The organism is Candidatus Arthromitus sp. SFB-turkey (genome assembly GCF_001655775.1).
Taxonomy (GTDB): Bacteria; Bacillota; Clostridia; order Clostridiales; family Clostridiaceae; genus Dwaynesavagella; species Dwaynesavagella gallinarum.
In genome coordinates, this window is the sequence record NZ_LXFF01000011.1 from 1 (window position 1) to 18298 (window position 18298).

The 18298-nt window shown below is 24.9% G+C and carries 21 protein-coding genes, 1 tRNA gene and 1 pseudogene; 18 read left to right on the forward strand and 5 right to left on the reverse strand.

Annotated features, from left to right (window positions below):
- Positions 1-237: 237 nt before the first annotated feature.
- A pseudogene (locus A6P36_RS07905) lies at positions 238-588 on the forward strand (Panacea domain-containing protein); the annotation flags it as partial.
- Positions 569-988 carry a hypothetical protein gene (locus A6P36_RS01545; protein ID WP_066760453.1) on the forward strand — a complete coding sequence of 140 codons (420 nt, stop codon included), beginning with the start codon at positions 569-571 and terminating at the stop codon, positions 986-988. The pseudogene A6P36_RS07905 and the gene A6P36_RS01545, both read left to right, overlap by 20 nt.
- A gap of 129 nt (positions 989-1117) precedes the next feature.
- Here the strand turns inward: A6P36_RS01545 and A6P36_RS08035 are convergent, their stop codons facing one another.
- The 5 genes from A6P36_RS08035 to A6P36_RS01565 all read right to left on the reverse strand — a co-directional run bounded on the left by A6P36_RS08035 (position 1118) and on the right by A6P36_RS01565 (position 4969).
- Complete coding sequence (locus A6P36_RS08035) at positions 1118-1267, reverse strand: hypothetical protein (RefSeq protein ID WP_156507951.1); 150 nt, start codon at positions 1265-1267, stop codon at positions 1118-1120.
- 257 nt (positions 1268-1524) lie between these two features.
- A complete protein-coding gene (locus A6P36_RS01550; RefSeq protein WP_066760454.1) occupies positions 1525-2262 on the reverse strand; it encodes an amino acid ABC transporter ATP-binding protein in 738 nt (245 codons plus the stop codon).
- Positions 2246-3034, reverse strand: a complete 789-nt coding sequence (locus A6P36_RS01555; protein WP_066760455.1) for an amino acid ABC transporter permease — start codon at positions 3032-3034, stop codon at positions 2246-2248. The genes A6P36_RS01550 and A6P36_RS01555 overlap by 17 nt, the downstream gene beginning before the upstream one ends.
- Positions 3035-3058: 24 nt before the next feature.
- Complete coding sequence (locus A6P36_RS01560) at positions 3059-3979, reverse strand: S66 peptidase family protein (protein ID WP_066760456.1); 921 nt, start codon at positions 3977-3979, stop codon at positions 3059-3061.
- 54 nt (positions 3980-4033) lie between these two features.
- Entirely contained in the window at positions 4034-4969 is a 936-nt protein-coding gene (locus tag A6P36_RS01565; protein WP_066760457.1) for a magnesium transporter CorA family protein, read from the reverse strand.
- A gap of 77 nt (positions 4970-5046) precedes the next feature.
- Here A6P36_RS01565 and A6P36_RS01570 point away from each other — a divergent pair, with 77 nt between their 5' ends.
- The 16 genes from A6P36_RS01570 (at position 5047) to A6P36_RS01645 (ending at position 18265) form a co-directional block, all read left to right on the forward strand.
- Positions 5047-6492, forward strand: coding sequence for an aminotransferase class I/II-fold pyridoxal phosphate-dependent enzyme (locus A6P36_RS01570; protein WP_066760458.1), 1446 nt, complete (start codon positions 5047-5049; stop codon positions 6490-6492).
- A 3-nt stretch (positions 6493-6495) separates the two neighbouring features.
- Positions 6496-7164, forward strand: coding sequence for a dTMP kinase (locus tag A6P36_RS01575; protein WP_242861613.1), 669 nt, complete (start codon positions 6496-6498; stop codon positions 7162-7164).
- A gap of 1 nt (position 7165) precedes the next feature.
- Entirely contained in the window at positions 7166-7351 is a 186-nt protein-coding gene (locus tag A6P36_RS01580) for a hypothetical protein (protein ID WP_066760459.1), read from the forward strand.
- A 19-nt stretch (positions 7352-7370) separates the two neighbouring features.
- A complete protein-coding gene (locus A6P36_RS01585) occupies positions 7371-8060 on the forward strand; it encodes a hypothetical protein (protein ID WP_066760460.1) in 690 nt (229 codons plus the stop codon).
- A gap of 1 nt (position 8061) precedes the next feature.
- Positions 8062-8994, forward strand: a complete 933-nt coding sequence (locus A6P36_RS01590) for a PSP1 domain-containing protein (RefSeq protein WP_066760461.1) — start codon at positions 8062-8064, stop codon at positions 8992-8994.
- A 131-nt stretch (positions 8995-9125) separates the two neighbouring features.
- Complete coding sequence (locus A6P36_RS01595; protein WP_066760462.1) at positions 9126-9299, forward strand: 4Fe-4S binding protein; 174 nt, start codon at positions 9126-9128, stop codon at positions 9297-9299.
- Positions 9300-9456: 157 nt separating this feature from the next.
- The gene (locus tag A6P36_RS01600; RefSeq protein WP_242861614.1) at positions 9457-9999 is read left to right on the forward strand and encodes a UvrB/UvrC motif-containing protein; all 543 of its coding nucleotides are present in this window, start codon (positions 9457-9459) and stop codon (positions 9997-9999) included.
- Positions 10000-10001: 2 nt separating this feature from the next.
- Positions 10002-11042, forward strand: coding sequence for a protein arginine kinase (locus tag A6P36_RS01605; protein ID WP_066760464.1), 1041 nt, complete (start codon positions 10002-10004; stop codon positions 11040-11042).
- A 15-nt stretch (positions 11043-11057) separates the two neighbouring features.
- Entirely contained in the window at positions 11058-13493 is a 2436-nt protein-coding gene (locus A6P36_RS01610; RefSeq protein WP_082917538.1) for an ATP-dependent Clp protease ATP-binding subunit, read from the forward strand.
- Positions 13494-13602: 109 nt separating this feature from the next.
- Positions 13603-14292, forward strand: coding sequence for a 2-C-methyl-D-erythritol 4-phosphate cytidylyltransferase (gene ispD, locus A6P36_RS01615; RefSeq protein ID WP_066760466.1), 690 nt, complete (start codon positions 13603-13605; stop codon positions 14290-14292).
- Complete coding sequence (cysS, locus tag A6P36_RS01620; protein ID WP_066760467.1) at positions 14292-15725, forward strand: cysteine--tRNA ligase; 1434 nt, start codon at positions 14292-14294, stop codon at positions 15723-15725. Before ispD ends, cysS begins: the two co-directional genes overlap by 1 nt.
- Before the next feature lie 17 nt (positions 15726-15742).
- Positions 15743-16159: a Mini-ribonuclease 3 gene (locus tag A6P36_RS01625; protein ID WP_066760468.1), complete on the forward strand. Its 417-nt coding sequence runs from the start codon at positions 15743-15745 to the stop codon at positions 16157-16159.
- 12 nt (positions 16160-16171) lie between these two features.
- Complete coding sequence (rlmB, locus tag A6P36_RS01630; protein ID WP_066760469.1) at positions 16172-16918, forward strand: 23S rRNA (guanosine(2251)-2'-O)-methyltransferase RlmB; 747 nt, start codon at positions 16172-16174, stop codon at positions 16916-16918.
- Entirely contained in the window at positions 16915-17373 is a 459-nt protein-coding gene (locus A6P36_RS01635; protein WP_242861615.1) for an NYN domain-containing protein, read from the forward strand. The genes rlmB and A6P36_RS01635 overlap by 4 nt, the downstream gene beginning before the upstream one ends.
- Positions 17374-17451: 78 nt before the next feature.
- Positions 17452-18102: an RNA polymerase sporulation sigma factor SigH gene (sigH, locus tag A6P36_RS01640; protein WP_066760470.1), complete on the forward strand. Its 651-nt coding sequence runs from the start codon at positions 17452-17454 to the stop codon at positions 18100-18102.
- 88 nt (positions 18103-18190) lie between these two features.
- Positions 18191-18265, forward strand: a tRNA-Thr gene (locus A6P36_RS01645).
- The last annotated feature ends 33 nt before the right edge of the window (positions 18266-18298 follow it).

The following is an 18298-nucleotide window of genomic DNA, read 5'->3' on the forward strand; positions in this document are numbered from 1 at the left end:
TATAGGGGAATTTAACACAATATTATAATATGTAAAGTTTTACCAGTATACTTATATGTATTTTAGAAGTATAATTTGTATATAAAATTATATTCAGAGAGGAGTAAATTATATGATTACAGCAATTGAGTTATCAAAATATGTTGTATCAAAGTGTATGCAGTATAATACTCCAATTAGTAATTTACAACTCCAAAAGATACTCTATTATATACAATATGAAGTGTTAAAAAAACTGGTGATATTGCATTTCCTGACAGTATAGAAGCTTGGCAATTTGGACCAGTAATTCCAAATATTTATTATTATTTTTGCGGATTTGGAGCAAGAAAGATAAATACTGCGTTTTTAGAAAATGAATATGATTCAGTGGTAAATTCTGAAATAAAGGAAATATTTGATAGAGTAATTAAAGAAAAATCTAAATTGTATCCATGGGATATGGTAATTGAAACTCATAAAAAGAATGGAGCATGGGATTTAACTTATAATTCAGGAAAGGGATTTAAGGAAATTATTTCTATCGAATGTATTAAAAAAGAAATTGAAAATGAGAGAAGAATATTAAATGAGAAAAAATACATTTGAAGAGAAGTTGAGAGAAGAATTTATAAGTATATTATATGAATTAGCTAAAGTTGTGTTGTCTGTGGAGGATATTAATAATTTATGTGGTAAATTAGATTCGTTATATAATTCAAATTTAGAATTTGAAACAGGATCAGAGTTATTTCTTAGTAAAGGTAATGGTTATAAATTTAGACATTATTATTCGGATATTCTTAATGTATTTATAGATATTAATAATAATAGACCGAATAAAGGGGATGTTGAAAATATAATACAAAATATAGATACAATTTTATCAAATGAGTTATGTGAAACAAATTCCAAAAAAGAAATAAAGAAATTATATGATCATTTAAGTTTGGAAGCTTCTAGATTAACGTATAACGTATATGGAATGAATTATACGACATCAAATTAAATTAAATGAATTTGAACAGAAGATATCAGAGGATGTTGTTGAATATAGTAATAATATTGAAAAAGTTAGAAAAGAAATTGATGATATATCAGAAAAAAATGAACAATTAGAATCAAGAGTGACTAATTATCAAAAAGAATAAATTGCAATTTTAGGTATATTTACTTCTATTGTTGTAACATTCATTAGTGGTGGCATTATTTCTTCATCAATATTAGAGAATATTGGTAAGGTAAGTATAAATAATTTAATTTCTGCATTGTTATCGTTAGGTATCATTATATTTAATATTTTAATTACTTTATATTACTTTATTATTAAGATAGCTGATATTAGAAGTAATAAAGCAAAACATAAACTAGTAGAATATAAATATTTGATAATACCTAATATTATTTTTATTTTTCTTTTATTATTGGTTCTTTTTAAATATGGTATATAAAGAAAATATAAATTATTTGAATTTTAATTTAGGAAGATTATTAAGTACTTTTAATTTGGTATATAAAAAAGGTAGATATTAAAATATCTACCTTTTAATTTATTGTTAAAGTTGAGTTTATAAAATTATTAAGAGATTCATTGTTATGATTATTATTGAAAAAATTATTAGTGTAATCACTATGAGATATATTTCCATTTTCAAGAAAAATTATATATTCACAAGATTGTTTTACGAAAGCTAGTTCATGAGTAACGATTATATATTCTTTATTTTCATCTTTTAAGCTTAAAATAGTGTTAAGTACTTCTTTTGTAAATGATGGATCTAAGGCAGAAGTAGGCTCATCTAAAAATATGATTTTAGGATTTAAACAAAGAGTTCTTATTATTGATATTCGTTGTAATTGACCTCCAGAAAGAGCTTTAGGGTATTTATTTTTGTGTTCAAGGAGATTAAACTTTTTTAAATAGTAAGTTGCTCTTTCTATGCAAACTTCAATAGGAATTTTATGGACTTTATTTAATGGAAGTATAATATTTTTTAAAGCAGTTAAATGAGGAAATAAATTATAGTTTTGAAATACAATTCCTATACTTTTTCTATATTCTGTTATAGATTTATCATTAAAATTTAAAATTTTAGAATTTATATAAATTTCACCTGAGTCATGAGGAATAAGTCCAGTTAATATTCTAAGCAAGGTAGATTTTCCACTTCCAGAAGGACCAATTATACCTAAAGAATTTATATTTTTAATTGATAAATTTAAGTTTTTTATAACTTCAAAATTTTTAAAATTTTTATTTAAATTTTTAATCTCTATATCCAAAAGAAAACCTCTTTTCTAAATATCGTGATAAATAATATATAGGAATTGTTAAAATTAAATATATAAGTGCGAGAATTAAATAATTTTCAATTACTCTAAAATTTAAGCTATTAATTTCTTCTACAGTTTTGGTTATTTCACTTACAGATATAACAGATAATAGAGAACTATCTTTTATAAGAGATATAAATTGTCCTGAAAGAGGGGGAATAACTATTCTTATAAGTTGTGGAATTATTATGTAAATTAGTGTTTGAAACTTGTTAAATCCCAGAGAAATAGAAGTTTCTATTTGTCTATTATCTATAGATTTTAAACCTGATCTTAAAATTTCTGATATATAGGCTCCTGAAAATATTGATAAAATAAATGGAGCTAAAATATATCTATTTTCTATATTAAAGGCAGTACCTAAAATATAAAAAAATAAAAATATTTGAACAAGTAAAGGAGTATTTCTAATAAACAAAACATAAATTTTTGAAAAATATACGAATGGTAAAAATTTAGAATTTCTAAGAACAGTCAAAAAAATTCCGATTAATAAACTGATTATTAGGGAAAATATTGATATTATTATAGTCGTAAAGATACCTTGAATTATTTTAGGAGTATAATTAAAAAGATCTTTAAAATTAACTGAATAATTAATTTTTACAAAAGAATACACTAAAATTAAAATTAAAATAAAAAGTACAAGTGATATATTTATAATTTTTTGGTGTGTATAAATTTCATCTTTAGTTTTTAAAAAAATATTTTTTAATTTCATAAAGTTTCCTCAAAATTTTTAAATTTATATAACAGTTTTCTCAAGTATTTCTATTGTAGAATTACTTATATTTATTTTTGCCTTTGCACCAATTGGTATAGTTAATCTAGGTTCCCCATGACCTGCGCACAAATTATATATACATGGTTTTTTAAATAAATTTAATTTTTCTAATAATACATTCTGAACTTCAACATTATTATCATCAGAACAATTTGTAAATTGTCCAAGTATTAACCCCGAACACTCACTTATTTTACCACTTAAATATAAGTGCATAAGCATCCTATCTATTTTATATGGTGATTCATTGATTTCTTCTATAAATAAAATATTATTTTTAAATGGAATTTCATATTTTGTTGATATAGTAGAACAAATTAATGATAAATTTCCTCCTACAATATTTCCTGTAGCTATGTTCTTATTTGTAGTGAATGATTTTAAGTTTATATTTTTTGGATTTTCAATGTAATGGTTGTTCTTAGGAATAGTTATAGAATTTATTAAGCTATTTTTTGAATAAATATTATCTAAATCAGATGTTAACATTGGAGAATGAAAAGTTATTACATTAAATTTTTTGAAAATGTAGTTTAAAATAGGAGTTATATCACTAAATCCCATAAATATTTTTGGATTTTTTTTAAAAAAAGACCAATGTATCAAATCCATAATTCTTAGTGTTCCATATCCACCACGAATACACATTATCGCTTTTGTATTATCATCTTTAAGTGCAGAGTTAAAGTCATTAGCTCTATTTTCATCTGATCCCGCAAGATATCCCAAGTTTTCATATAAATTATCATAAATTTTGTAATTAAATTTTAAAGATTTAAGTTTATCTAGTGAATAATCAATAGTTTCTTTTGAAGAAGGAGACGATGGAGAAATTATTGATATTGTATCTCCGAAATTTAATTTTTTACAAGCTATACTCATTTTAAAAACCTCTAAATAAAAATCAAATTTTTAATAGATATATTTATTTAAAGGTTAGAACATGTCTTTTTTATAAAGGATAATAGCAATTAATAAAGAAATTAGAATAGAAATTACCAAAATTATTAAAAAACCAAATGGATTATCTGAAAAAGGTAAAATAACATTTGTTCCCCAAAGTCCAAAAATAATTGATGGAACAGAAAGCACTATGGTCATAGATGCAAGAAATTTCATAACCATATTTAAATTATTTGATATAAGTGCTGCAAAAAATTCAAGTAGACTTGATAACACACTTGCGTATATATGAGCCATTTCTATTGCTTGTTTATTGTCTATAATAACATCTTCAAGTAAATGTTTGTCTTCTTCATATTTTTGTATAAAATCATATTTTAGTAATTTTTCTAAGGTCATCTCGTTTGATTTTAATGAAGTGGAAAAATAAACAAGAGATTTTTCCAGTGATAAAAGTTGAATTAATTCTTTGTTTTTCATTGACTTATGTATTTTGCTATGAATTATTTGACTTTTTTTATCTATTTGACGTAGATACACTAAAAAATATGTTGTTAATTTATTTAGTATTTGAAGAGTAAATCTTGAACGTTTATATGTATAAAATGTTTTAATTTTTCCATCAATAAAGTCTGTTATAACTTTATTTTTTTTAAGAGATATAGTTATAATGTAATTATCGTTTGAAATTATTCCTAAAGGATATGTTCCATAAGTGAGAGAGTTTTCTTCTACACTTGTAAAAGGAACGTCAACGATTATTAGGATATTTGTATCCTCTATGTCTATTCTTGAAGTCTCTTCTTCATCTAGTGCAGCATTTAATAAAGAAAGAGATACCTGAGTTTTTTTTGATATAAATAAAAGCTCTTGTTCTGATGGTTCAACTATATTTATCCAACAACCAGATTCTATATTGTCAATTTTTTCTAGTGTATCATTATTTAATGTTTTATATATGCAAATCATATAAAATCTCCTAAAATTAAAATTTTAAGATAATAAGAGTATATCAAATAAAGATAATTTTTAAAACAGGTGATTAAGTGGGAAAAATATTTGAAGAAGCAAACAAACTTTTAAAAGGAAAATATAAATTTTTTACAACTCCAGGCCATAAACAGGGAAAGGGATATTTGAAATTTAAAAATATTTTAAGGTATGATTTAACAGAAGTTTTTGGACTTGATAACTTACATAAACCAACAGAGTGCATAAAAGATTCTTTAAATGAGTTAAGTGAATTTTATGGAAGTAAAAAATCTTATTATTTATTAAATGGCTCAACAAGTGGAATACAAATTATGATTTTTAGCGTTTTTAATGAATTTGATGAAGTTTTAATTGAACGTGGATGTCATGTAAGTATAATGAATTCTATTTTTTTGAGAAAATTAAAGGTTAATTATATAAATAGAGAAATATATAACGTGGATCTTTTATTACCAGATGAATTTTCAAAAATTGATTATAGAGATGAAAATATAATTTTAAATAATATAAAAGATTGCATACATAAGAATCCTAAAATTAAAGGTGTGATTTTAACTAATCCTAATTATTATGGATTTTACATAAATCAAAAGGAAATATATGAGTATTTAAGAAAAAAGAATATATTTTTATTAATAGATAGTGCACATGGAGCTCATATTAAAGCTTTTAATAAAACTTTAGAATGTCCTAATAAATTCTGTGATATTAGTGTTATGAGTGCTCATAAAACATTAGCTGCATTTACCCAGGGAGCATATTTACATGTGAATAATGAAAAATTTATAGATAAAGTTGATGAATATTTTTCTATTTTTACAACTACAAGTCCATCATATTTAACTATGATTTCACTTGAAAAGAGTCTAGAAGATTGTAAAAACTATTTTAAAAGAAAAGACGTTTTACTTAAAAGATGTAATAATTTTAAAAAACATATTAACAGAGATGCATATATGTACGCGATAGAAAATTCTCATATTTATTGTAAAAGTAATGGGAATTTTTATTATGATGACACAAGAATTTGTTTGAAATTTAAATTTAAAAATTTAAATTCTAAAGATTTATATGATTATTTATTTAGGAAAAAAATTATTTGTGAAATGATATTTTTTAATGGAATTGTTCTGATTCCAACTATTTACACAAAAGTTAAAGATTTAAAATATTTAGAGAGTAAATTAAAAAAATTTGATTATAATTTTAAAGAAAATTATATTTTTGAACTTGTCTTAAAAGCTTGTGAGGCTAAGTATGAAAAAAAGATAGAACCTTATGAAGTTAAAGATAGAAAGTATAGATTTATAAAATTTAAAGAAAGTGTTGGTAAAATTTCATTTAATGATATATTTTTATATCCACCTGGGGTTCCTATTATTTTTAGAGGTGAAAAAATTTTAATAGAACATATAGTTCTTATTAATGAATACAAGAAACTTTGTTATGATGTTAATGGATTATTTAAAGATGAATATGTAAAAATTGTGGAGGAATAGTTTGTGAGTTTTAATGAAAAAGGAATGATATTAGCTTTTGAGGGATTAGATGGAAGTGGAAAGGAAACTCAAACGAAACTTTTGGAAAAAAGATTAAAAGATATTGGGATTAAAGTTTTGAGAATAGAATTTCCAAATTATGAAAATGAGTATTCTTTATTTGTAAAGGAATATTTAAAGGGTAAATTTGAAAAAAATATGAATCCGTATGTGGTTTCAGTGTTTTTTTCATTAGATAGATTAGGTTTATATGAAACTATTATGAAGAAATATTTAAATGAAGGATATGTAATACTTTGTGATAGATATGTTTATTCCAATTTAATATATCAAGGTTCTAAAATTGAAGATTTACATGAAAGGGAAAAATTTTTTAATTGGGTTTTAGATTTTGAGTATAATATGTGCGGTTTATTAAAGGAAAAAATAACATTTTTTATGGATATTCCTATAAATATTAGTTTGGATATTGTAAAATCTAGAGGTGAAAAAGATGTGCATGAGGAAGACGAGGAATTTTTGAGAAAATGTTATGAAAATTGTAAATATATAGCTGAAAAATATAATTTAGTACATATAAATTGTTTTTCAAATGGGAAATTATTGTCTGTTGAAGAAATAAATGATTGCATATATGAATATGTTTTGAAAATTTTAAATTTTGGAGTTTAAAATGTGTTATGAAAATATAGAAAAATCTTTATTTAAATTACTTTTAAAAGATAGGTGTCCGCAGTCATTTATATTTTATGGAAAGAATTATAATGAAAGAAAAAGAATTTCAAAAGAGTTTGCTTTAAGAATTTTAAATACTGAAGTTAAAAATTTAAGAGATATGATAGAAAATTATTTCAGTTGAAGATATTAGAGCATTAAATATGGAATTAATAAAGAAGCCAGAAATTTCTAAAAATAAAGTTATTTTAATTTATGAAGCAGATAAAATGACAGATAAAGCGCAGAATTCATTTCTAAAATCTTTAGAAGACTCTATTGAAAATATATTTATAATATTAATAGTTAATGATATAAAAAAAATGATTGATACTTTAGTATCTAGGTGTTTGTTAGTAAAATTTGGAAGAATAAGTTTTTTAGAATATGAAAAAATTTTTAAAGATAAAGAGATAAAAAAACAAGAGTTAAGGGATTTATATTTACAGACTAAGGGAGATATTGATGTAACAAATTTTATTTTAGAAGAAGGATATATATATAAAATTTATTTACATATTATAAATTTGTTTAAATATTTTAATAAAGGTTTTTTAGTTGATATTTTTGAGATTGGAAATGAAATAAATAATTATAAAGATTATGTTGGAGTTTTTTTAGAAATATTTTTTGAGATATTAAGAGATATATTCATTTATAAGGAAATCAATAATGTAGAATTGATTTGCAATAAATATTTTAAGGATCATATAGTTAAAATTTCGAAAAATATTTCTATGTATAAGATTTACAATATTTTAAAATTTTTAGATGAGTTTAGAAGTAGAATTAATTTGAATTTAAATATAGAAGTGTGTTATAAGATTTTTATTTTAAAAGTTGTGGAGGGGTAAATTGAGAAGAGTAATTGGTGCGAGATTTAAAAGTGTTGGAAAAGTTTATTATTTTTTATGTGAAGAATTTGAGGTTAGTGTGGGTGAGTATTTAATTTTGGAAACTTCACGAGGGATTGAGTACGGTAAATGTGTTGTTGGTCCAAAATTTGTTGAGGAAAATAATTTGCCAAATTCTTTAAAAAAATGTATAAGGATTGCAACTCAAGAAGATAAAGAAATACATAATGAAAATAAAAGGAAAGAAAAAGAGGCTTTTAAAATAGCTCAAGAGAAGATAAGAGAGTTTGATTTGGGTATGAATTTAGTTGAAGTTGAGTATACCTTTGATAATAATAAAATAATATTTTATTTTATAGCTGAGGGTAGAGTTGATTTTAGAGAGCTAGTTAAAACTCTTGCATCTATTTTTAAAACTAGAATAGAACTTAGACAAATTGGTGTTAGAGATGAGGCGAAATCTGTTGGCGGTATTGGAACTTGTGGAAGATCTCTTTGCTGTTCTACATTTTTAGGAGATTTTACGTCAGTTTCTATAAAAATGGCTAAAGAGCAAAATTTATCTTTAAATCCTAGTAAAATTTCTGGAATGTGTGGAAGACTTATGTGTTGTTTGAAGTATGAGCAAGATACATATGAAGATATAAAACAGAGAATGCCTAATATCGGTAGTATAGTGGATACAAAGTTTGGTGAGGGAGAAGTTATAGGATCAAGTATATTAAAAGAGCGAGTTAGGGTTAAATTTAATGATGAACAGGAAGAGAATATAAGAGATATTAAATTAGATGAAATACAAGTTAAATATAACAATCTGAAAAATTTTGATGAGGATAAAAATAATCAAGATTTGTTTGAGGAAAATTATGATTGTGAGGAATTTTCTAAGTATTTTATAAATGATATTTTAGAAAAGAATAAAGATGATTATTAAATGGATAATATAAATTTAAAATATTTTCTTTTTATAATGAAAAATATTTTAATTGAAATAAGATATATGGTATCATATAATTAAAGAAGTTTCATTACATAATCGTATGGACGTATGGAGGTATTAATATAATGGCTTTTAAAATTAGTAATGAGTGTATAGGGTGCGGAGCTTGTGCTGCAGATTGTCCGGTTATGTGTATAACACAAAAAGATAATGGACAGTATGAAATAAATCCATCTGAGTGTATAGATTGTGGCACATGTGAAGGCGTTTGCCCAGTAAGTGCTATAAGTAAAGCTTAAATTTAACAGAGGTATACCTCTGTTATTTTTTTAATTAAAAAAAATGTAGAATTATATAATTAATAGTAGTTAATTATATTTTATAAATACGTTTAAACTTATTTGTATATTGGAAATATAACAAAATGATATGATTATAATTTATTTTAATTAAGAGGTGAGCTTGTTGGATAGATGTGAAAGGTGCAATAAATATCAAGCTAATGTTCATATTGTAAAAGTTTTTGACGGTATAAAAAAAGAGCTTAATATATGCGAAAAGTGTGCTAAAGAATTGGGAGAATTTAATTTGAATTCTATATTGGATGTAGAAAATACATTTTCATTAAATATTTTAAGTGGTCTTGTTGAGTATTTTAATAATAACCAACAATCTTCTGTTGTAAAGATAAATGATTCAGAATGTTCTAAGTGTAAAACTACTTATGCTGAGTTCAAAAATACAGGATTTTTAGGATGTGATGATTGTTATAAACAGTTTTTAAAGATACTTGCAATTTTTATAAAGCGTGTTCAAAACGGAACAGAGCATAATGGGAAAATACCATCAAGATGTGGAGAAAAAGTTATTAAAAGAAAAGAGTTAAATGATTTGAGAGAAAAATTACAAAAATCGATTTTATCAGAAGAATATGAAAAAGCTGCAGAGATTAGAGATTTGATAAAAAAATTAGAAGAGAATATAAAGGAGGATAAATAATTGTGTTAAAGAATTGGATTTATTCTCAAAATGATGGATTAAATAAATTTGTTTTAAGTAGTAGGATTAGACTTGCGCGTAATTTAAAAGGTGAGGTTTTTCCACACAAATTAGATAGTGAAAAGGCGTTTAATATTGCCGATAAAGTTGAAAAAAGTTTAGATGGTTATAGTGAGTCTTTCAAAAGAGTTGATTTGAATTCTAAGAGTAACTTGGACAAGAGTATTTATTTAGAAAAGCATTTGATAAGTAAAGATCTAATAAAAGCATCGTCTAAGTCGTCTTTTTTTGTAAATGATAGTGAGACAATAAGTATAATGATAAACGAAGAAGATCATTTAAGGATGCAATTTTTTAATTCAGGATATAATTTGTTAGATACTTTTAATGAAGCTATGAATTTAGATGATTTTATAGAAAGTAAAATTGATTATGCTTTTGATGAAAAAATAGGATATTTAACTACATGTCCAACAAATTTAGGTACAGGTATGAGAGCTTCGATTATGATTCATCTTCCGGCTCTTACTATGACGGATCATATATCTAAGGTTTATAAAGCATTAACTCAGGTTGGTATGACAATAAGAGGTCTTTATGGAGAAGGAAGTAAATCTGAAGGATGTATTTATCAAGTATCTAATCAAGTAACTTTAGGTGTAAGTGAGCAAGATATATTGAATAATTTGTATGCAATAGTTAAAGAATTGACAGAAAGAGAAATTAATATGAGAAAAACTCTTTTTAAAGATTATGAAATAGAAGTAAAGGATAAGATTTTTAGAAGTATAGGTATTTTATCAAATAGCTATTCAATAACGTCTAAAGAATCATTAGAACTTCTATCTCATGTTAGATTTGGGATTGAAGAGGGGATGGTTAAGGGAGATATATGTATTAATAAAATATTGATAGGTTGTCAACCAGCTTCGCTTCAAAACTCTGTAGAAAATCTTAGTTTAAGTTCTAAACAGAGAGATTTTGAGAGGGCTAAATTTTTGAGAAATTCTTTTAAGAATATTGAAGTTATAGATAAGATGTAACAAGGAGGTATTATAATGTTTGATAAATTAACGGAACGAGCTAGAAAAGTAATTAGTTATTCAGGGGATGATGCTTTAAAATTAGGTCATGGGTTTATAGGAACTGAACATTTATTGCTTGGATTATTAAGAGAAGATGGACCGGTTCAGAAAATATTAAATTCTTTTAATATATTTTATGAAGATATGGTTAAGGAGATACGTACTGTATTATCTCCAGGAGAAATTGAAATAAAAAATACTGAGATACCTTTAACTCCAAGAACCAAAAAAGTTATAGAGAGTAGCATTGAGGAAGCTAAGAAATTAGGACATAATCATGTGTCTCCAGAACATATATTGTTGGCACTAATAAATGAATCAGATGGTGTTGCTTATAAGTTGTTAGATAAGAAAGGAGTTTCAATTGTAAAAATTTGGAATCAAACTATAAATGCATTGAATGTTACGGGAGATATACAAAATCCCCATGAGCATGAACAAAGATTGAAAAAATTTCCAACTCCAATACTTGATCAACATGGAAGAGATTTAACTAAGATAGCTAGTGAAGGTAGTCTAGATCCAGTTATTGGTAGAGATTCAGAGACTCAAAGAGTTTTAGAAATTTTATGTAGGAGAATGAAAAATAATCCGTGTTTTATAGGTGATCCTGGAGTGGGTAAGACTGCTATTGTAGAAGGGTTGGCTCAAAAAATATTTGAGGGGAATATACCTGAAATACTTAAAAATAAAAGAGTTGTAACTTTAGATTTATCATCTTTAATCGCTGGAACAAAATATAGAGGTGAGTTTGAAGAGAGACTAAAAAAAATAATGGATGAAGTAAAAAAATCTAAAAATGTTATTTTGTTCATTGATGAGATACATACAATAATTGGAGCTGGAGGAGCAGAAGGAGCTATTGATGCTTCAAATATATTGAAGCCAGCTTTAGCTAGAGGTGAGATACAGTGTATAGGAGCAACAACAATAGATGAGTATAGAAAATATATAGAAAAAGATAGTGCTCTTGAAAGAAGATTTCAACCTATTTTTGTTGGTGAGCCTACTGTTGATGAAACTGTGTCAATATTATTTGGTATAAGAGATAAATATGAGGCTCATCATAAAGTTAAAATTACTGATGATGCTATAAGGTCGGCTGTTGATTTATCGGTAAGATTTATTACAGATAGATATCTTCCAGATAAAGCTATTGATTTAATAGATGAAGCATCAGCTAAAATAAGAGTAAGAAATTTAACTGTTCCTATTGAAGTTAAAGAAATTGAAGAAGAAATTGCTAAAGTTGGAAAAGAAAAACAAGAAGCTATAACTCTTGAAGATTTTGAAAAAGCAGCATCATTACGTGATAAAGAACAGAAACTTAAAGAAAAGCTTGAAACATCAAAAGAGAGATGGAAAATAGAAAAATATGATAAAGAATTTACGTTGACTGAGAGAGAGATTGCATCAGTTGTTGCAAGTTGGACAAAAATACCTGTAGAGAAATTAACTGAAACAGAGTCAGATAAGTTATTAAAACTTGAAGATGTTATTAAAAGAAGAGTTATATCTCAAGAAGAGGCTGTTTTATCTGTTGTTAAGGCAGTTAAAAGAGGCAGAGTTGGATTAAAAGATCCTAGACGCCCTATTGGATCGTTTATTTTTTTAGGACCTACAGGTGTTGGAAAAACTGAACTTTGTAAAGCTTTAGCGGAAGTTATGTTTGGCAGTGAAGATAATATTATAAGATTTGATATGTCTGAATTTATGGAGAAGCATACTATTTCTAAAATAATTGGTTCACCTCCTGGTTATGTAGGATTTCAAGAAGGTGGACAATTAACTGAGAAGGTCAGAAGAAATCCTTATTCTGTTGTATTATTTGATGAAATAGAAAAAGCACATCCTGATATATTCAATATAATGTTACAAATACTTGAAGATGGGCATTTAACTGATTCTAATGGCAAAAAAGTAAGTTTTAAAAATACTATAATAATTTTAACATCTAATATTGGTGCTGATATTATAAATAAGAATTTATCTTTAGGTTTTTCTGCATTTCAAAATAATAATAAAAATTCTTATGATAGGATGAAGGAGAATGTTTTAAAGGAACTCAAGATAAATTTCAAACCTGAATTTTTGAATAGACTGGATGATATAATTGTATTTAAACAATTAGATGATGATAGTTTAATGTCTATTTTAGAAAAAATGTTAAATGATTTTAAAAATAGAGTTGAAAGACAGAATATTTTTGTTGAGTTTACGTATGAAGCTAAAAAATTTATACTTGATAAAAGTATTGACCGCGAGTACGGAGCTAGACCTTTAAGACGTTCAATTACAAAATATGTTGAAGATGTAATTTCTGAAGAGATACTTTTGGGAAATATAGGTTCTAATGATAATATAGAAGCATTAGTAAAAGATGATAAACTTATTTATGTAAAAAAATAAAAGATATGGTTTTATACTATATCTTTTATTTAAAGTTAAAATATAAATTTGTAAATTAATGGAAAGAATATTATAATGTTATTGATCAACGTTTTAGGTGAGGAATTTTATGTATAAGGTTGATTGTATAATTTTAGCTGCAGGAAAATCTACTCGAATGAATATGAGTTTAAATAAACAGTTTTTAGAAATTAATAATAAGCCTATAATATATTACTCTTTACATAAATTTTTAAATCATAAGTATGTAAATGATGTGATTTTAGTTTTGAATAATGAATATGAGGAATATTGTCTAAAAAATGTTATTAAACGATTTTTTTTAGATAGAAAAATAAAAATTGTATTAGGGGGAGAACTTAGACAAGATTCAGTTTTTAATGCGTTAAAGAGTGTAACAAGTGACTATGTTTTAATACATGACGGTGCTAGACCTTTTGTAAGTGTGGATTGTATAACAAATGGTATAAGAAATGCTTATAAATATGATGCTTCATCTTGTTATGTAGTACCTAAAGATACTATAAAAATTGATAAAGGTAATTGTGTTGATGTTTTAGATAGGGAAAGATTGTTATGTGTTCAAACACCACAATGTTTTAAAACATCAGTTTTAATTTATGCTTATGATTATGTAAAAAAAAATAATAAAATCATAACAGATGAAACCAGTGCTTTAGATTTGGTAGGTAAAAAAACGTATTTTTATTTGGGCGATTATTTTAATATAAAAATAACTACTAAAGAAGATTTGTATTTTGGAAATGTAATTTTAAGTAATAATTTAGGAGAAATTTAATGAAAGTATTTAATACTATTACTAGGAAAAAAGAAAAATTTAATCCAATTAACAAAGAATTTGTCACAATGTATGTTTGTGGTCCCACTGTTTATGATTTGTTTCATATTGGAAATGCTAGAACTTTTGTAGTTTTTGATGTTGTTAGACGTTATTTAGAATATAAGGGATATAAAGTAAAATTTATTCAAAATTTTACGGATATAGATGATAAAATAATTAATAAAGCTAATCAAGAAGGCAAAGATATAAGTCAAGTTAGTGAAAGATACATAAAGCATTATTATGAAGATGCTGATAAGTTGAATATTAAACGTGCTACTTTAAATCCTAGAGCTACAGAGAATATTAAAGAAATGATTGATTTAATATTACATCTTATTGAGAATGGATTTGCCTATGAAGTAAATGGGGATGTATATTTCTCTATTAAGTGTTTTAGTGAGTATGGTAAATTGTTTGGACAAGATATAAAAACATTGAAAGTAGGTTCTAGGATTGAAGTTAATAAGAATAAAAAAGATCCTTTAGATTTTATACTATGGAAAAAGTCTAAAGAAAATGAACCAGGATATGATTCTGTATGGGGAAAAGGTAGGCCGGGATGGCATACAGAGTGTGGTTCTATGATTTATAAATATTTTGATGGAAATACTATAGATATTCATGGAGGTGGTGGAGATTTAATTTTTCCGCATCATGAGAATGAGATTGCTCAGATTGAGGCATTAACAGGAAAGTCATTGGCTAATTATTGGATGCATTGTTCTTTTTTAAGTATTAATGATGAAAAAATGTCTAAATCTTTAAATAATTTTTTTACTACAAGGGAGATTTTAAGTAAGTACTCTAGTAATTGTCTAAGGTTTTTTATATTATCATCTCATTATAGGAATGAACTTTGTTATTCTGAACAACAAATTATATGGGCTGAAAAATCATTAGAACGTATATATAAGTGTTATTTTTCTATATTAGATAAAGAAAAAGGAAAAATTGAAAATGTACATGATAAACATATTAGTGAAATATTGAATTTTAAAGATAAATTTATAGAAAAAATGGATGATGATTTTAATACATCTGATGGGATGTCTGTTATTTTTGAATTTATTAGATATGTAAATTCTTTTTTATTTGAGTTTACTTCTAGTGAGTTAAAATATTGTAAAAATATTTTGGTAGAACTTTTGGATATTTTAGGTATTAACATTAAAGAAATTGTTGAGAGAGGTAGCAAAATAATTTTAACTGAAGAAATAAAAAATATTATTATGCAAAGATATGAATGTAAAAAAAATAAAGATTTTGTTTCCGCTGATTCTATAAGGGAAAAGTTATTAAAAATGAATATATTACTTGAAGATATTCAAGATGGTGTTAGGGTTGTAGAGGCAGATACCAATGTTTTTGTTGAAACTATTTTATATTAAAATATAAGGTGAATTGGATGGAATGGAGTTTAATTAAAAGTTTAAATTTATATTCAAAAGAAGAAATAAGATGTTTAAATCCCATAAATATTGCTTATATAGGAGATTGTGTATATGAACTTTATTTGCGTAGTCATGTTATGAAAAAATTTGGTAATACAAATTCTAATAAACTTCATTTAGAAGTCATCAAATATGTTAATGCAGGAGCACAAAGAGCTGCATATTTTAAGGTTAAAGAATTACTTACAGATGATGAAAAAATATATTTTAAAAAAGGCAGGAATGCTAAAACAAAAACAATCCCTAAAAATTCTAGTATTTTTGATTATAGAGTCTCTACAGGTTTTGAGACAATTATAGGATATTTGTATATAACAGGTAATTTTAGTAGACTTGATTTAATTGTAGGTGAAATATTAAATTGTATTTAAGGAGAAGTAACTTTGGGAAAAGAGAATATTATTTGTGGAAAAAGGGTTATTAGAGAAGTTATAAATAGTGAAGTTTCCATTGATGTTTTGTATATAAGTAAGAAAATTAATAAAGATTCTATAACTGATATAATATTATGGGCTAAAAAAAATAGTGTAGATATTAAGTTTGTGTATGAAAATGATATACATAATATTTGTGAAAGTAGAGTTAATCAAGGTATTGCTGCTAAAATTAGTAATTATAAGTATTATAAGTTTGGAGAACTTTTAAATGAGTTGGAGAAGGAAGAATTTCCATGTGTTTTAATATTGGATGGAATTCAAGATCCTAGGAATTTGGGAGCTATACTTAGAAGTGCTGAGTGTATAGGTATAAAGAATATAATATTACCTCAGAAAAAAAGTGTAAGTATTACGGATACTGTTTGGAAGACGTCTATGGGTTCTTTGGCACATTTGAATATATGTAGAATAAACAATTTACAAAATGTAATTTTAAAATTGAAACAAAAGTCATTTAAGATAGTTGCAACTGATGTAAATTCTAAAATGAATATTGGTGATGAAAAATATAATTTTCCATTAGCTATTATTGTTGGTAATGAACATGAAGGTATATGTGATAAGCTGTTATCACAATGTGATATTAAAGTTAAAATACCTATGTATGGAAATATAAAGTCTTTTAATGTTTCTGTTGCTGCTGGTATTGTTATGTATGAAATAAAAAATAAACAAAGAAGGTATAGGGTTTGAAAGTTATTTTTATAGATGCGTATAATGTTATAAATTCATGGCCAAATTTTAAAGACTTTAAAAATCTTGATTCAGATATAGTAAGGCAAAAACTTATTGATATTATGGAAAATTATGCAGCATTTAATGATTGTAGAGTATTTTTGGTTTTTGATGCACACAGTTCTCAAAAGAGTGGTAATAGACAAATAAATATATCTAAAAATTTGAGTGTTGTATTTACAAATTATGGTGAACTTGCGGATACTTACATAGAAAGAATTGTACACAAAATAGGTAAAAAAAGTGAAGTTATTGTTGTAACATCAGACTATTTAGAACAGCAAACTGTATTTCAAAGAGGAGCTTCTAGAATTTCATCTTTAGAATTTTATAAAGATATTTGTGAAGCTAATAGTAAAATAAAAATTGAAATAAAAAAAAAGAACATTTTGAAAGTGGTTTCTTATTTATAGATAATTTAGATGATAGTATTGTTGATGTGTTAGAGAAGTTTAGAAAAGGTAATTAATCTATGATTAAGGAGTGGTTTTATGGTTGAGGAGTTAGTTAAAGATTTAAATGTTTGTTGTGATATTTATGACGTGGATGAAGATACTGTTGTAAAATGTGCTAAAGATGGTGATATTAAATGTATGGAAATTTTAATCAATAAATATAAAAAATTTATACAATTAAAATCCAAATCTTATTTTTTGATAGGGGCGGATAAGGAAGATATATATCAAGAAGGAATGATAGGTTTATATAAAGCAATAAGAGATTATAATAGTGAAAAATTATCAACTTTTAAAGGATTTGCAGAATTATGTATAACTAGACAAATTATTACAGCGGTTAAATCTGCAACGAGGCAAAAACATATACCTTTGAATACATACATATCGTTAAATAAACCAGTTTATGATGGAGAATCTGATAAAACTCTTTTGGATGTTATGGAGTCTTTAAAAATTTCAGATCCTGAAGAGTTGTTTGTAGACAGAGAACAAATAAATGAAATAGAGAAGCACGTTTTAAAAAATTTATCTAAATATGAGAAGATAGTATTACATTATTATATAATAGGGAAAAGCTATCAGCAAATAGCATATTTATTAAATAGACAGCCTAAATCCATAGATAATGCTATTCAAAGAATAAAAAGAAAGCTTGTTAAATGTTTAGATAGAAATAATTTGTAGTTGAGATTATTTAGTATATAATGAAAATGAATTGGAAATAAGATTATTGACATGAAATTTTAAATAGATTAAAATTTATCTTAATGATGCTCATGTGGCTTAGTGGTAAAGCGTCACCTTGGTAAGGTGAAGATCGACGGTTCGATTCCGTTCATGAGCTCCAATGAAAGTTATGAAAAATAGGAGGTAAAGAGTA